At 62.1% G+C, this 13,707-nt stretch carries 12 protein-coding genes and 1 pseudogene; 7 read left to right on the top strand and 6 right to left on the bottom strand.

Translation table 11 applies throughout. The features are described 5' to 3' along the window. Positions 1–7: 7 nt before the first annotated feature. The gene (locus ACIGJE_RS26015; RefSeq protein WP_415085330.1) at positions 8–1,558 is read right to left on the bottom strand and encodes a trimethylamine methyltransferase family protein; all 1,551 of its coding nucleotides are present in this window, start codon (positions 1,556–1,558) and stop codon (positions 8–10) included. Between the two features lie 155 nt (positions 1,559–1,713). Between ACIGJE_RS26015 and ACIGJE_RS26010 the strand changes: the two genes are divergently transcribed. Next, on the top strand, positions 1,714–2,631 hold the full coding sequence (locus ACIGJE_RS26010; RefSeq protein ID WP_415085328.1) for a LysR substrate-binding domain-containing protein: 918 nt from the start codon (positions 1,714–1,716) through the stop codon (positions 2,629–2,631). Positions 2,632–2,678: 47 nt separating this feature from the next. Here ACIGJE_RS26010 and ACIGJE_RS26005 read toward each other — a convergent pair whose 3' ends face one another. The 3 genes from ACIGJE_RS26005 to ACIGJE_RS25995 are packed head-to-tail and all read right to left on the bottom strand — an operon-like array spanning position 2,679 to position 6,462. After that, on the bottom strand, positions 2,679–4,001 hold the full coding sequence (locus tag ACIGJE_RS26005; protein WP_483680795.1) for an NAD(P)/FAD-dependent oxidoreductase: 1,323 nt from the start codon (positions 3,999–4,001) through the stop codon (positions 2,679–2,681). Between the two features lie 12 nt (positions 4,002–4,013). Next, on the bottom strand, positions 4,014–5,540 hold the full coding sequence (locus ACIGJE_RS26000; protein WP_483680794.1) for an aldehyde dehydrogenase: 1,527 nt from the start codon (positions 5,538–5,540) through the stop codon (positions 4,014–4,016). Further along, positions 5,518–6,462: a dihydrodipicolinate synthase family protein gene (locus ACIGJE_RS25995; RefSeq protein WP_483680792.1), complete on the bottom strand. Its 945-nt coding sequence runs from the start codon at positions 6,460–6,462 to the stop codon at positions 5,518–5,520. Before ACIGJE_RS25995 ends, ACIGJE_RS26000 begins: the two co-directional genes overlap by 23 nt. Positions 6,463–6,686: 224 nt before the next feature. Here ACIGJE_RS25995 and ACIGJE_RS25990 point away from each other — a divergent pair, with 224 nt between their 5' ends. The 5 genes from ACIGJE_RS25990 (at position 6,687) to ACIGJE_RS25970 (ending at position 11,441) form a co-directional block, all read left to right on the top strand. After that, positions 6,687–7,604, top strand: coding sequence for a glycine betaine ABC transporter substrate-binding protein (locus ACIGJE_RS25990; protein ID WP_483680791.1), 918 nt, complete (start codon positions 6,687–6,689; stop codon positions 7,602–7,604). Between the two features lie 83 nt (positions 7,605–7,687). Further along, a complete protein-coding gene (locus ACIGJE_RS25985) occupies positions 7,688–8,812 on the top strand; it encodes a quaternary amine ABC transporter ATP-binding protein (RefSeq protein ID WP_483680790.1) in 1,125 nt (374 codons plus the stop codon). Positions 8,813–8,847: 35 nt separating this feature from the next. Continuing rightward, a complete protein-coding gene (locus ACIGJE_RS25980; protein WP_149250092.1) occupies positions 8,848–9,693 on the top strand; it encodes an ABC transporter permease in 846 nt (281 codons plus the stop codon). A 205-nt stretch (positions 9,694–9,898) separates the two neighbouring features. Beyond that, a complete protein-coding gene (locus ACIGJE_RS25975; RefSeq protein WP_311940183.1) occupies positions 9,899–10,666 on the top strand; it encodes an SDR family NAD(P)-dependent oxidoreductase in 768 nt (255 codons plus the stop codon). 10 nt (positions 10,667–10,676) lie between these two features. Further along, a complete protein-coding gene (locus ACIGJE_RS25970) occupies positions 10,677–11,441 on the top strand; it encodes an SDR family NAD(P)-dependent oxidoreductase (RefSeq protein WP_311940181.1) in 765 nt (254 codons plus the stop codon). A 47-nt stretch (positions 11,442–11,488) separates the two neighbouring features. Here the strand turns inward: ACIGJE_RS25970 and ACIGJE_RS25965 are convergent. After that, positions 11,489–11,563, bottom strand: a pseudogene (locus ACIGJE_RS25965) (hypothetical protein); the annotation flags it as partial. A 589-nt stretch (positions 11,564–12,152) separates the two neighbouring features. Here ACIGJE_RS25965 and ACIGJE_RS25960 point away from each other — a divergent pair. Then, a protein-coding gene (locus ACIGJE_RS25960; protein ID WP_483680307.1) for an IS630 family transposase occupies positions 12,153–13,096 on the top strand; the annotation gives its coding sequence in 2 pieces (ribosomal slippage) (positions 12,153–12,486 and positions 12,486–13,096; 945 coding nt in all). 61 nt (positions 13,097–13,157) lie between these two features. On the opposite strand, the gene ACIGJE_RS25955 is transcribed toward ACIGJE_RS25960, so the two are convergent. Next, complete coding sequence (locus tag ACIGJE_RS25955) at positions 13,158–13,553, bottom strand: winged helix-turn-helix transcriptional regulator (RefSeq protein ID WP_311940179.1); 396 nt, start codon at positions 13,551–13,553, stop codon at positions 13,158–13,160. Positions 13,554–13,707: the final 154 nt, after the last annotated feature.

The following is a 13,707-nucleotide window of genomic DNA, read 5'->3' as shown; positions in this document are numbered from 1 at the left end:
GTCGGGCTCAATATTCGTCGTTCAGGGCGTCAACAGCCGGAATTTCGCGGGAGCGCCGCGCGATATAATCACGCAGTTCCTCGTCTTTAGCCTGGTCCAACACCGGCTCCTGATAGTCGGCTAACAGATGCCTGGCGTGTTCGAGCGCCCGGCGGTTGATGTCCTTCTCGCCCTCGGCCTTCCACTGCTCGATCGAATTGTTGTCGAAGAGCTTTGGGATGAAGAACGCCGTCTGGAAATTGGCCTGCGTGTGCGGATGGCCAAGATAGTGTCCGCCCGGACCGACATCCCGCACGGCCTGCAGGGCTTCCTCGAAATCGTCCCACTGGATGCCCTGGGTCATGCGATATCCCATGGCGCAGACTTCGGCATCCACCACGAACTTGGCGATCGAGCAGTGCATGCCGGCCTCGTTCCAGCCGGCCGAGTGCCAGATATAGTTGGCGCCCGACATGAGGACCGCCATCATGGTCATGGCGCTTTCATAGCCGGCCTGGGCGTCGAAGACCTTGGCGCCGCCGAGCAGGTTCGACGTGCGCCAGGGGATATTGTAGCGCCGCGCCATCTGCCCGATCATGAAATTCATCAGGGAGATCTCGGGCGTGCCGGCCATCGGCGCCCCCGATTGCATCGAAACCGTCGACAGATAATGCCCATAGATCGCCGGGCATCCCTTGCGGATGACCTGGGTATAGGCCAGCGCCGAGAGCGCTTCGGCATTGAGCTGGGCGACCGCGGCAGCCGTCGACGCCGGCGTGTTCGCACCTCCCAGCACGAAAGGAGAGCACAATACCGGCTGGTTTCGCCGGCAGAATGCCCGCATCGCGCCCAACATGACCTGGTCCCATACCAGCGGCGAGTTGCCATTGCAGTTGCCGGTCGTCACCGCATGATTGTCCAGGAAGCCGGCGCCGAACAGGATATCACACATGTCGAGCACGTCCTCGGCATTCCTGGCCGAGGTGGTCATCCCCATGAAGATCTTGTCGGAATGCTTCATCGACGAATAGGTGATGTGGAGATGGCGGTGTGCGACCACGATGTCCATCGGCTCGACGATGTGATGCGCCGACGAATGCAGCGCCGGCATCATATGAGCGAGCTTATGAAAAGTGCCGAGATCCTCGTTCGTCGGCAGCCGCCTGACATCGTCGAGGTCGCGCAGATAGGGCGCGCCGGTCATCGGCACGAAGATGGAATTGGGACCGCCGAGTTCCACATTCTTGGCCGGGTTGCGCGCATGATAGGTGATATCGGGCGGGATGGTGGCGATCAGGTCCATCACCAGGCCGCGATCGAGATGAACGCGTTCGCCTCGTACATCCGCGCCCACCTTTTTCCAGTCTTCGAGGGCGACGGGATCGCGAAACACCACCCCGATCTCTTCGAGAATGGCCAAGGACGCCTGGTGGATGCGCTCGACCTGATCGGCATCCATCGGCTCGACCACGGGCAAGGCACGTTTGAGCGTGGGGAGCATGTCGACCTTGGGCGCCATTCGGATGGCGCGGCGGGCATCACGCCCGCTCCTTCGAGTTGTGCTCTCCTGAATGGTCACGCTCGCCTCCGCTTGTCTTAACAATACTGCGGCTAAGGCCTTGCAGTTACAGGGACTATTGCTGCAAGCTAGGGCGATGTCCTAATGCAAAAGTCTCACGCGCGTGTTGACTTAATTGCTGCCCCATTCGACCTTGGAAAGAAGCCCGGCTCAGCATGGTCCGCCGCTATTACGATCTGCCCTCTCTTACCACCCTGGCGGTTTTCGAAGCCTCGGCTCGGCATCTCTCGTTCAAGCTTGCCGCCCGCGAGCTCAATGTCACACCCGGTGCGGTGAGCCGGCAGATCAAGGCGATCGAGGACGAATTGGGTGTGCCGCTCTTTGCGCGCCTCGGTACCGGCGTAGCGCTGACGAGCGCGGGCGAGGATCTCTATGGGGTACTCTCGAACAGCTTTTCGCGAGCCGCCGAGGTCGTGCGGACGATCAAGCGGGGAGACCGCTCGAGGAACGTCACCATCGCCTGTACCGACGCCTTCGCCACGATGTGGCTGGTGCCCCGCATGCGCGGCTTCTGGCAGCGCTACCCCGAGATCACCGTCGACCACCTCATCTCCGACAATCCGCGCGATTTCCGCCGGGCCGAGGTCGAGTTGCGCGTGCGCTACGGACTTGGCTCCTGGGCGGACGAAACGGCCGAGCTTCTGTTCGACGACACCATCTATCCGGTTTGCGGCCGAGGTTTCGCCGCTGAGCATCGGGATGCAACTGCCGAAACGCTGGCCGAACTGCCGCTCGTTCACGTGGATTGGGTCGATCCGGAATGGTCGGATTGGGACGAGGTCCTGCGCCGGTCCAACATTCCGCACGGTCCCCTGCGGGGCCGGCGCTACGGGAAGTTCAGTGTCGCGCTTCAGGCCACCCAGGCCGACCAGGGCGTGGCCGTCGGCTGGCATCGACTGGTGCGGTCCCTGGTCGAGAAGGGGCGGCTCACGCGCCTGACGGACCTGGAAATACCGGCACCGGGCGGCTACTATCTGACCTGGAACGACAATAGGGTGCTGAGTCCGGCGGCCGAAACCCTTCGTAGCTGGCTGAGAGAGATCGCCGAGAGCGAACGGCAAGCCTTCAACTGAACGCGGGACCGGCGGGCAGAACGCGTTTCACCCTGGGCTTTGTTCCCTCACATTTCCCGGCCCGCGCGCCTTTGCAGCCACCACAGCTTCGCCTTGGCGCCAAGGGACATGAACGGTTCGGGATAGAGCTTGCGAGGCGCGGCTTCCGACAGCGTCTCCTCGACCATCGGCTCGCCGCTGCCGGCCGCCAAGTCGGCGATGAGCTTGCCATAGAGCGTGCCCTTGACCGTTCCCAGCCCGTTGCAGCAGCAGGCCGAATAGATGCCCCGCTCGACCTCGCCGAAGGCCGGCACGCTGTTGAGGGAAAGGCACAGATGCCCGGCCCAGCGAAACTCCGCCTGCACATCGGGCAGCATCGAGAACCGCTCGCGGAAGGAGCGGTCATGTGCCCGGCCAAAGTTTTTGACCAAATCTTCCGAAACCCGCATCGAGGGATTGTAGGTGCAGGAATTCCGCACCACGATCCGGTCTCCGAAGCGTCGGACGGTCGAGCCGAGCGGGTCGGCCGGGATGAGGCCCCAATAGTCCTCGCCGCCGAGCTGCGACATCTGTGACGAGCTCAGCTTTTGCGACATGCTCGCATAGAGGAAAATATGCATGAGGCGGCGGCGAAAGAAGCCAAAGCTCTCGACCTGCCCGTTTACCGTCATGATGATGCGGGGAGTCTCGACTTCGCCCTGCGGCGTCGACACCGTATGCGTCGCCCCGCTCTTGATCGAGACGACTGGCGAATTCTCGAAGATCTCGACCTTATCGGCGAGGCCGCGGGCGACACCGCGAATATAGGCTGCCGGCTGTATCATCACCGTGCCCGGCGTGAAGGTGCCTCCGGCATAGTAGGAGGTGCCGGTCACGCGGCGCAGATCGTCGGCGCCCAGTTTTTCGAACGGCTCGCCGAGGCTGGACAAATGCTGCTCGAACTCGGCCAGGACCCGCTGGCCTCGTTCCGTGGCGGCGCCATGATATTTGCCGGCCCGAATGAAATGAGGTTCCAGCCCGTATTCAGCGGCAGCACCGGCCGCGAATTCGATCGCGGCCCGGTTCATGCGGATCTGCTTGATGTCGTGGTCGCGGCCGCCCGCGTAGTTGTCGCTCGCCAGTTCGTGCGGCAGATCGATCATGAAGCCCGAATTACGGCCCGCGGCACCCCATCCGATCCGCTGCGCATCGAGGACGACGATGCGGGCGCCGGGCTGCAGCTGGCTCAGGCGGCGTACGGCTGCCATGCCGGCGAAGCCTCCGCCGATGACGACCCAATCGGCCCTGCGCCTGCCCTCCAGGACGCGCGGCGGTGGCGGTTTTGGCAGGAGTTCGTACCAGCCCGATCCGGCCAGGTCGGCCGGAGCCCTGATCGCAGTGTGGAGAGCCATGGCGAAGCCGGTTCAGTCGAGAGTCTTGGTCGCGCGGGGGTCGGAGATATCGGCCCAGACCGTCTTCAGCTCCGTGTACTGGTCATGGGCATGCAGGGACTTGTCGCGGCCGCCGAAACCCGATTGCTTGAAGCCGCCGAACGGCGTGGTGATGTCACCCTCGCCATAGCAGTTGATGGTCACGGTGCCGGCACGGATATCGCGCGCCATGCGATGCGCCTGGCCGAGATTGGCCGAGAAGACCGAGGCGGCAAGGCCATACTGGCTGTCGTTGGCGACGCGTACCGCCTCGTCGGCGCTTGCCACCGTGATGATCGACAGGACGGGGCCGAAGATCTCCTCCCTGGCGATCGTCATGCCCGGCTTGACGTCGTCGAAGATGGTCGGCTCGATGAAATAGCCCTTGCCGATCTTGCGGGCCTCGCCGCCGGCGATGATTTTCGCGCCCTCGGCCTTGCCCTTCTTGATGTAGTCCACGATCGTCTGGAACTGTTCCTTGGAGACGATAGCGCCGAGCCGGTTGGCCGGATCGAGCGGATCGCCGAGCGGCCAGTCTCTCAACTTGGCGATGATCTGCTCGACGAGCGCCTCCTTGATCTTCTCATGCACGATGAGCCGGGAATTGGACGAGCAGTTCTCGCCCATGTTCCAGAACACGGCCTGGGTGGCGTGCTGCGCCACGACATCGAGGCACTCGGCATCGTCCATGACGATGCAGGGGTTCTTGCCGCCGCATTCGAGCACGACGCGCTTCAGATTGCTCCTGGCCGAATATTCGAGGAATTTGCGGCCGATATCGGTGGAGCCCGTGAATGCGACCATGTCGATATCGGGATGCAGGCCAAGCGCCTGGCCAGTCACCTCGCCGGGGCCGGGCAGGATCTGCAGGACGCCGCTCGGCAGGCCGGCCTGGTGGGCGAGCTCGGCCATGCGCAGCGCCGACATGTTGGTCTGCTCGGCCGGCTTGACGATGACGGAATTGCCGGTGGCGAGCGCCGGCCCGATCTTCCAGGCCAGCATCAGGATCGGGAAATTCCAGGGCAGCACGCAGGCGACCACGCCGAGCGGCTGGCGCACGATCATCGAGACCACGTTGTCGCCCGAAGGCGAGGTCTGGCCGTAGACCTTGTCGGCGGCCTCGGCATGCCATTCCAGGCAATGCAGGGCCTCGGGAATATCGATCGTCTCGACGTCGAAGATCGGCTTGCCGCTCTCCAGCGTCTCGATGACGGCCAATTCGTGGGCGTTGTCCCGCAGCAGCTTGACGAAGCGCTTGAGCACGCTCTTGCGCTCGCTGGGATGGGCCCGCGACCAGGTGCCGGCCTCGAAGACCTGGCGAGCCTTCTCGACGGCGAGGTCCACGTCAGCCTTGCCACAGCTAGCGATCCTTGCGAGACGCTCGCCCGTCGCCGGATTGATGGAATCGAAGGTATCCGCGGACAGAGCCGGCCGCGCCTTGCCGTCGATCACCGCATTGGTCGGCAGCGGCAGGCTCTGGGCCAGGGCCGCGTACTCATCACGCGTTAAGAGCAACGACATTCGGGGCACCCTTCCTGATGGACTTGTTGTCGATGGAAGCGATCACTGCCTTGAGCGTGCGGATCGTATTCGCGAGTTCCCGCCGCTCGTCCTCTTCCAGCCCGCGCATCGGCTTGCGCACGGGCCCCGCCGGCAATCCCGCCAACTCGCAGCCATATTTGATGGCCTGGACGAATTTGCCGCCTTGCTCGAGCACGCGCATCAGCGGCAGCAGGGCGGACATGATCAGCCGGCCCTTGGCGAAGTCCCTTTCGACGACGCAAGCATTGTAGAGGGCGAGATGCTCCTCGGGCAGGCAATTGCCCGCGCCGCACACCCAGCCCCTGGCCCCCCAGACGAAGAATTCCAGCGCCTGGTCGTCCATGCCGCAGAACAGATCGATATGCGGATAGTCGCGCGCCAGGATGTGCAACTGGTTCACGCTGCCGCTGGACTCCTTGATGGCACGGAAATTGGTGTTGCGGCCGACGCGGTCGAGGAACTCGGTGTCCATCATCGTGCCGGTGCGGCCGGGGTAGTTGTAGAGCATGATCGGCATGTCGGCCGCCCGGTCGATCGCCAATGCATGGTTGGCGAGTTCCTGCTGCGTGGGCACCGCATAATAGGGCGAGCCGATCAGGATACCGTCATATTTCAGATCGCGGGCGATGAGCGCATATTCGATGCAATCCTCGGTCCGGATGGCGCCGACGCCGGCAGTCAGCGGCACACGGCCATGGGCGATCTTCGCGGCCAGCTTGAGCAGGCCCACCCGTTCGTCCCGTGACTGGGCATAGTACTCGCCCGTGGTTCCACCGACGATGACGCCGTGGACACCAGCCGCGATGAGATGCTCCAGGACGGTTTCGAAGCCGGCTCGATCGATCGACCCGTCCTCGTGGAATGGCGTGATGATCGGCGGGATGACGCCTTTGAAGGACATGGATTAGCTCCGCTGTAGCTCACGGAAGGATTGCGAAGAGACGCTACAGAAGTCCGGGCGCTTGGACAGTCGAAATAAAGTCAATCGGCAGGCTACTTTTTTGCGCCCGCTGGTTAGAGCAAATCCATGTTACGCATTTCTCACCTGATAAGGGTGACCTGAACAAAACTGAAAAGCTCGGCAATCCATGAATTGTCAAGCAACCATCACCAGGAGAGGGTACGATGTCGAAGATGCCGAGCTTCGAGGCTTCACGGCGACAATTTCTACAGTTGGGTGGTAGTGTGGCCCTGACGGCGGCGGGGTTTTCAACAACAGCTCTTGCTGATGCCTCGCGTCCGCTGGTCTATGCTTATGCGAATTGGTCCGATGCTCTCGCAATTACCTTTATCGGAAAGAAGCTGATCGAGGACAATTTTGGTTACAAGGTCCAGCCTCTGCAGGCCGATCCGGGCGTCATCTATGCCTCGCTCCAGTCCGGCAAGGTGGATGCCTTCTCGAATTCCTACATGCAGGGCACGGGCCCGCTGAAGGGCGACTACAAGGGCGGCCAGGCGGACTATGTGAAGAAAGTCGCCAGCGCGATCGAGATTCTCGGCGTCTCCGAAGGGCCGATGACGCAGGGCCTGGCGGTGCCCGACTATGTCGAGATCAACTCGATCGAGGAACTGAACGCGCACGCCGAGAAGTTCGGCGGCAGCATCGTCGGCATCGATGCGGGCTCCGGCCTGATGCAGTCGGCCGACAAGACCGTGAAAGCCTATGACCTCAAGCTCAAGCTCGTGGCGGGCAGCGAAGCGGCCATGGAAGCCGCTTTCGGCCGGGCCGTCGGCCGCAAGGACTGGATCGTCGTCACCACGTGGGAGCCGCTGCCGATGTGGACCCAGTACAAGATGCGCTACCTCAAGGACCCCAAGGCGACGATGATGGAAGAGCCGTTCTACTGCTTCCATGCCGTGCGCAAGGACTTCAAGGACAACTTCCCGAAGGCGCACGCATTCTTCCAGAAGTTCCACATTCCCAACGATCAGGAAGCGCTCGTCATGAGCTGGATCGACAAGGGAATGAAGCCCGAGGAAGCCGCTGCCAAGTGGATCGACGACAACAAGGGTAAGGGCCTCATCGAGCAGTGGATCGCCTAATTCTGCTTCTCACTTCGCCACGACGTTCGGGAGCGGATCTCTTCGTTCCTGAACGCCATCCCATTTGACGAGGGAGGGGTTGGATGGACGCCAGCAAACCGGCCATCGAAATCAAGGCACTGTACAAGCTCTACGGCCATAGCCCGCAGACAGCGCTGGACGCGCTGAGGGACGATCCGAGCGCCGCCAGCGTGCCAGGGCATTTCGTGGCCCTCAGGAACATCAATCTCTCGATCCAGCCGGGCAAGATCTGCGTGATCATGGGGCTTTCCGGCAGCGGCAAGTCCACGCTGCTGCGGTGTATCAACCGGCTCATCGATCCAACCGGTGGCCGGATCCTCATCGGCGGGCGCGAGATCACCGGCGCCGGCAAGAAGGATCTCCGGCAGATCCGCTCGAGCACGATAGGCATGGTGTTCCAGCATTTCGCGCTGCTCCCCCACATGTCCGTCGTCGACAATGTGGCTTTCGGGCTGCGCATTGCGGGCATGCCGCGCAGGGAGCGGCGGGCCAAGGCGTCCAGGGCGCTGGAACTGGTCGGCCTCAAGGATCTCGACAACCGCAAGCCTTCGAGCTTGAGCGGCGGCATGCGCCAGCGGGTCGGCCTCGCCCGTGCATTGGTGATGGATACGCCCATCCTGCTCATGGACGAACCCTTCAGCGCCCTCGATCCGCTCATCCGCGAGGAAATGCAGCAGGAACTGCTCCGCCTCCAGGCCACGCTCAACAAGACGATCGTCTTCGTCACCCATGATCCCAACGAAGCCGCGACGCTGGGCGACCGCATCGCCATCCTCCTGAAGGGCGAAGTCGTGCAGGAGGGATCGCCGATGGACATCGTGCTGTCGCCCGCCAACGACTATGTGCGCAACTTCGTCAAGGGCATCGACGTCTTCAAGGTGCTCACCGCCGGCCAGGTCATGGAGGCGGATGAGGGTTTCCAGGCCGCCGAATGGAAAAAGCAGGATGTCGTCAAGGTCGGCGCCGATGACCTCATCGCGCCCTACCTCGACCGGCTCTCGTCGGATTCGGGAACCCTGGCGGTGGTCCGGGACGATGGCAGCTTTGCCGGCCAGGTCACCGGCGCCTCCCTGCTCAAGGCGCTGGCGGCCAATATCTCGCCTCCGAACAGGAAGCCTCAGCCCGCTGCCGTCGCCGGCACGTCGAGCAGGAAAGGCGTGGCGGAGGCCATGCAGCGAGCAGTCTGATCATCGCGCCCAGCGCATGAACAAGGAGACGCGTGATGGATTTCTCGGAATTCGCCGACTCGATCGCCACGTCGATCGATGATTTCACTACCTATCTTTCGACGAACTACAGCTTCATCTTCGATTTCATCGGCTCGATCATCAACGGAATCAACGGTCCGCTGGCCACGGCACTCACCAGCGTTCCGGCCTGGGTCATCATCGCCGTCGCCGTCGTCGGCGGCATTCTGCTCGGGCGGATCACGCTCGCCGTTCTCGGCGGGGTAGGCCTCACCTTCATCCTTGCCATGAACCTCTGGGCGGCGGCGATGCTGACCCTCTCCCTCGTGCTGACCGCCGCCTTCATCGCCCTGCTGATCGGCATTCCCCTCGGCATGCTCATCGCCGAGTCCAAGAAGGTCAATGCGGTCGTCGAACCGGTCCTCGACTTCATGCAGACCATGCCGCCCTTCGTGCTGCTGGTCCCCGCGGTGTTCTTCTTCGGGGTCGGCACGGTTCCCGGCGTGATCGCCACGATCTTCTTCGCAATTCCTTTGCCGACGCGTCTCACGGCGCATGGCCTCAGGATGGTCGAAAGCGAAATGGTGGAGGCAGGGGAGGCCTTCGGCGCGGGCCGCATGACCATCCTGTTCCTGATCAAGCTGCCGCAGGCCTTCCGCTCGATCATGGCCGGCGTCAATCAATGCATCATGATGTCCCTGTCGATGGTCATCATCGCCTCGATGATCGGCGCGGGCGGGCTGGGCGACGAGATCATCCGTTCCATCTCCCGGCTTCAGGTCGGCAAGGGGGTGGAGGCGGGCCTGGCCGTGGTGGTTCTGGCGATCGTCATCGATCGCTTCTCCAAGCGCATCAGCCAGAAGGTCGATCCGACCGCCTGAGACGCCCTTCCGGCACGGGACCCATTGCGACGGTGCGGTCAGACCGCGCGGGGTTCCCGCGTCTTTGGCCGCGCCCATGAGACCTGTGCGGCGCGCGGGGAACTCAACCAAGACATGAGACTTTTGCAGCTTCAAGACACTGGAAACCAGCCCGATTTGAGGGAAACCTGCCCCAATTCCAGGCACATCGTTCACGGACATGGGAATGACTGACGATATCATCAAGACTGCAGTGATAACCGGCGCGGCGGGCGGCATCGGGCGCACGATTGCCCGCAAATTCATCGGGAACGGCTTTCGCGTGGTTCTCGGCGATGTTGACGCCGATCAGCTCGCTTCGCTCTGTACGGACCTCAACGCTGACGGCGAGGTGGCCTGGGCGGTGCCCGGGGATCTTCGAACCAAGGCCTATTGCGAAGATCTCGTCGATGCGGCGCTCGACAGGACCGGGCGGATCGACGTTCTGGTGAACAACGCCGGGATCATCACGCGCGGCAACATCCTCGAGACCTCGGACGACGACTGGATCAGGACCTTCGACGTCAATCTCACGGCGGTCTTCTATACCTGCCGCAGGGCGATCGGGCACATGAAGGCGGCAGGCGGCGGCGCCATCGTCAACATCGCGTCCTGCTGGGGTCTCTATCCCGGCCCGGGCCATCCAGCCTATTGCACCAGCAAGGGCGCAGTCGCCACGTTGTCGAAATGCCTGGGGCGCGACCATGCCCCCGATGGCATCCGGATCAACGCGGTATGCCCCAACGAGGTGAACACCCCGATGCTGCGCACCGGCTTCATCAAGCGCGGCTTCGATCCCGACACGGCCATCGACGAGCTCAACCGCAGCGTCCCCCTCGGCCGGATCGCCGAGCCGGAGGACATCGCCGACGTGGTCTGTTTCCTGTCGTCGGATGCGGCCCGCTACATCGCGGGCACCGCCGTCGAGGTCAATGGCGCCAAGCCGGTATATTGAGAGAAGTTCCATGTCGAAGAGACTTGAAGGCAAGGTTGCGATCATCACCGGCGGCGGGCGGGGCATCGGGCTGGGCATCACGCAGCGCTTTGCCGAGGAAGGCGCGCGCATCGCGATCGTGCAGCGAAACGCGCCCCCGCCCTCGATCCTGAGCGAACAGACGGTCTTCATCCAGGCCGATCTCACCCTCCCCGACGAGATAGCCGGTGCCGTGGACCGGACCGTCGAGCGCTTCGGCGGCCTCGATATCCTGGTGAACAATGCCGGCATCATGTTCGAGAAGACCGTCGAGGACATGTCCGAGGCAGATTGGGACCAGATGATGACGGTCAACCTCAAGGCGCCATTCCTGCTCACCAAGAGGGCCGTGCCGCTGATGCGGTCTCGCGGCGGTGGGAGCTTGATCAATATCGGCTCGATCGAGGGGATCGGCTCCAATCCCGGCCATCCGGCCTATTCAGCCTCGAAGGCCGGCATTCATGGCTTTACCGCTGCAGTCGCCGTCGATCATGGGCGGGACGGTATCCGCTGCAACGCGATCGCGCCGGGCTGGATCAATTCGGACCTCAGCGAGATCTACCTGGAAAGCATGCCCGACAGCGCGCGGATCCGACGCGAACTCCTGGCCATGCATCCGGCAGGCCGCCTTGGAGAGCCGCGCGACATCGGCAATCTCGCAGTATGGCTTGCATCCGATGAGAGTACATTCGCGACGGGGCAGGTCTTTGTCGTGGACGGAGGCCGCACCAAGAAGCTGCCACTGCCGATAGGCTGATTTTCATCCTGTTGTCGGCGGCTTGCGACCCTCGTTGCCAACTCACGCCGGTCGAACAATCGGTTCGGCCGGATGCCGTGGCGCCGAGCAACAATGCTCACCGCCTCATCTGGCTCATAGGCCTCCTGAACAAGGACAGGCTTTCCGGATGTTGACTAGCGCCGATGCCGCTCTGGTTCTCGACTCTTCCGTTTTCCGATTGTGGCTGGTCATAACCGGCACACTACCTCTCACTGAACGAGTGGAAGATCGTGGCCGCGAACTCGGGGAGTTGCTTTACACACTGATAGCGGGGTGCTCGCGCGGTGGCCGGACCTTTGAGTATCGGGGAGACCTCACGTCGCTGCCGCAACCGGCCGTGTAGTGGGATGGATCGCGTCCTTGTTACCTAATTCAGCAGGCGTGCGCGGTCGCTCCCATGAATCCCTATCGAGAGCTTCTTCTCACTGAAGGGTATGAGAAACTTCTCTCATTTCATTGACGCTCACGCTTGATTGTCTGCGTTGTAAAATACCCGGAATTTGCGACACATTACGCGGCAATAACCGATGCGTAAGAAGCTTTAGGAATTGCGCGACCGGCGGGCCTGCAGCTGCTTCCGTGACTTTCTCGGGACCGGTCTAGAGCATGTCCTGCGATCGATGAATCGATTGTGATGTGACAGGTGGCTTGTGAGCTGATTCAACATCTGCCTTGTGGGAGAGGTTGATGATGGGAAGAGCCCTGAGCGGAGATCTACGGTCACGGGTCCTGAAGGCCTCGGCAGAAGGCATGTCGGCGCGTCGGGCTGCAGCGCGGTTCGGTGTCGGCGTTTCGAGTGCGATCCGCTGGATAGCACGAGCGAAGGTAGGCGAGTTGGCGCCTCGGCGGCCTGGCCGTAACCGCTCCTCCAGCCTCGATGTGCATGAAGCCTTCATCGTCGGGCTGATCGAGGAACGTAAGGACATCACGCTCAACGAGATGGTGCGGCGGCTGGAGACCGAGCAATCGGTCGGGATCAGCCGCAGTGCCCTGAGCGCCTGGCTTCGTGGCCATGGCTGGACGTTCAAAAAAAGTCCGCACATGCACTGGAGCAGGATCGGCCCGACATCCTGAAACGCCGCCAGGCTTGGTTCGACGGTCAACTCGATCTCGATCCGGCAAGGCTCGTGTTCATCGATGAGACGGGGCTGTCGACGAAGATGGCGCGCTTGCGTGGAAGAGCGCCCCGTGGTGAGCGTTGCCGGGCGGGCGTTCCCCACGGTCATTGGAAAACGACCACTTTCACCGGCGCCCTGCGGTTGACCGGGATGACCGCGCCCTTCGTCTATGACGGCGCCATGAACGGCAACGCATTCCTTGCCTATGTCGAGCAGGTCCTGGTCCTGACCCTTGAGCCCGGCGACGTTGTCGTGATGGACAACCTGCCGGCCCACAAGACCGCCGGCGTGCGTAATGCGATCGAGACGGCAGGTGCGAGCCTGCTCTATCTGCCGCCCTACAGCCCCGACTTCAACCCAATTGAAAATGCGTTCTCCAAACTCAAGGCGCTGCTACGGGCAAAGGCCGAAAGGACCATCGATGCCCTATGGGAGGCAGTCGGCTCGATCATCCACCTCTTCAGCCCAGCCGAATGCGCGAACTACTTCCAGGCAGCGGGCTATGAACCAACTTAAACAAGATACGCTCTAGGTTCCATGCGGTCGCATAGTTGAGATTTTCCGAGGCTAGTCGCAATTAACTCGATCGAGTGCTATTTATTACGCGAATTGGCACTGCCCTTTTGCGCCCTCGCGTTCCCCGCTTCCGCGGCACTGTCTTTCCATGTTCTTCCCACCAAGTCGTCAGCGCTTGCATCGTAGGACCGAGGCCGCGGGCTTTTGTTGTGATCTCATATTCTACGCGCGGCGGCACCTCTGCGAAAACTGTGCGCGTCACGAGGCCGTCCTTCTCCAGTTCCCGAAGGCTCGCAGTCAGCATGTGCTGGGTGATGCCGGGGATCGCCTTTCGCAACTCGCCGAAGCGATAAATTCGCTGGTTTAGAAGCCACATGATCTCGAGCTTCCATTTGCCCGAGAGCATCGCGAATGCGCGGCGCATCTCGTCCTGCATGCTGAAATCGCTGTTATCCATTAGTCAGCTTTTCCATACTTACTGGCAATAATTCATCCTACTTGCCAATTTAATCCAACATAGCAAATTCAACATATTCAATCCACCACTGCGGTGACGCAGCGGCTGGAATGCCGCTGGATTAAACACACAGCGTCGCTGCGGTATCGCTACG

The organism is Labrys sp. E2SS-1L (assembly GCF_057073705.1).
The sequence above is the reverse complement of the archived record's forward strand: the minus strand, read 5'-3'. Positions and strand labels throughout refer to the sequence as shown.

What these genes read in the sequence shown, in the direction of transcription:
- ACIGJE_RS26005 (WP_483680795.1), bottom strand. Translation starts at nt 4,001, where the DNA reads ATGGCTCTCCACACTGCGATCAGGGCTCCGGCCGACCTGGCCGGATCG.
- ACIGJE_RS26010 (WP_415085328.1), top strand. Translation starts at nt 1,714, where the DNA reads ATGGTCCGCCGCTATTACGATCTGCCCTCTCTTACCACCCTGGCGGTT.
- ACIGJE_RS25955 (WP_311940179.1), bottom strand. Translation starts at nt 13,553, where the DNA reads ATGGATAACAGCGATTTCAGCATGCAGGACGAGATGCGCCGCGCATTC.
- ACIGJE_RS25975 (WP_311940183.1), top strand. Translation starts at nt 9,899, where the DNA reads ATGACTGACGATATCATCAAGACTGCAGTGATAACCGGCGCGGCGGGC.
- ACIGJE_RS25970 (WP_311940181.1), top strand. Translation starts at nt 10,677, where the DNA reads ATGTCGAAGAGACTTGAAGGCAAGGTTGCGATCATCACCGGCGGCGGG.
- ACIGJE_RS25990 (WP_483680791.1), top strand. Translation starts at nt 6,687, where the DNA reads ATGTCGAAGATGCCGAGCTTCGAGGCTTCACGGCGACAATTTCTACAG.
- ACIGJE_RS25995 (WP_483680792.1), bottom strand. Translation starts at nt 6,462, where the DNA reads ATGTCCTTCAAAGGCGTCATCCCGCCGATCATCACGCCATTCCACGAG.
- ACIGJE_RS25980 (WP_149250092.1), top strand. Translation starts at nt 8,848, where the DNA reads ATGGATTTCTCGGAATTCGCCGACTCGATCGCCACGTCGATCGATGAT.
- ACIGJE_RS26000 (WP_483680794.1), bottom strand. Translation starts at nt 5,540, where the DNA reads ATGTCGTTGCTCTTAACGCGTGATGAGTACGCGGCCCTGGCCCAGAGC.
- ACIGJE_RS25985 (WP_483680790.1), top strand. Translation starts at nt 7,688, where the DNA reads ATGGACGCCAGCAAACCGGCCATCGAAATCAAGGCACTGTACAAGCTC.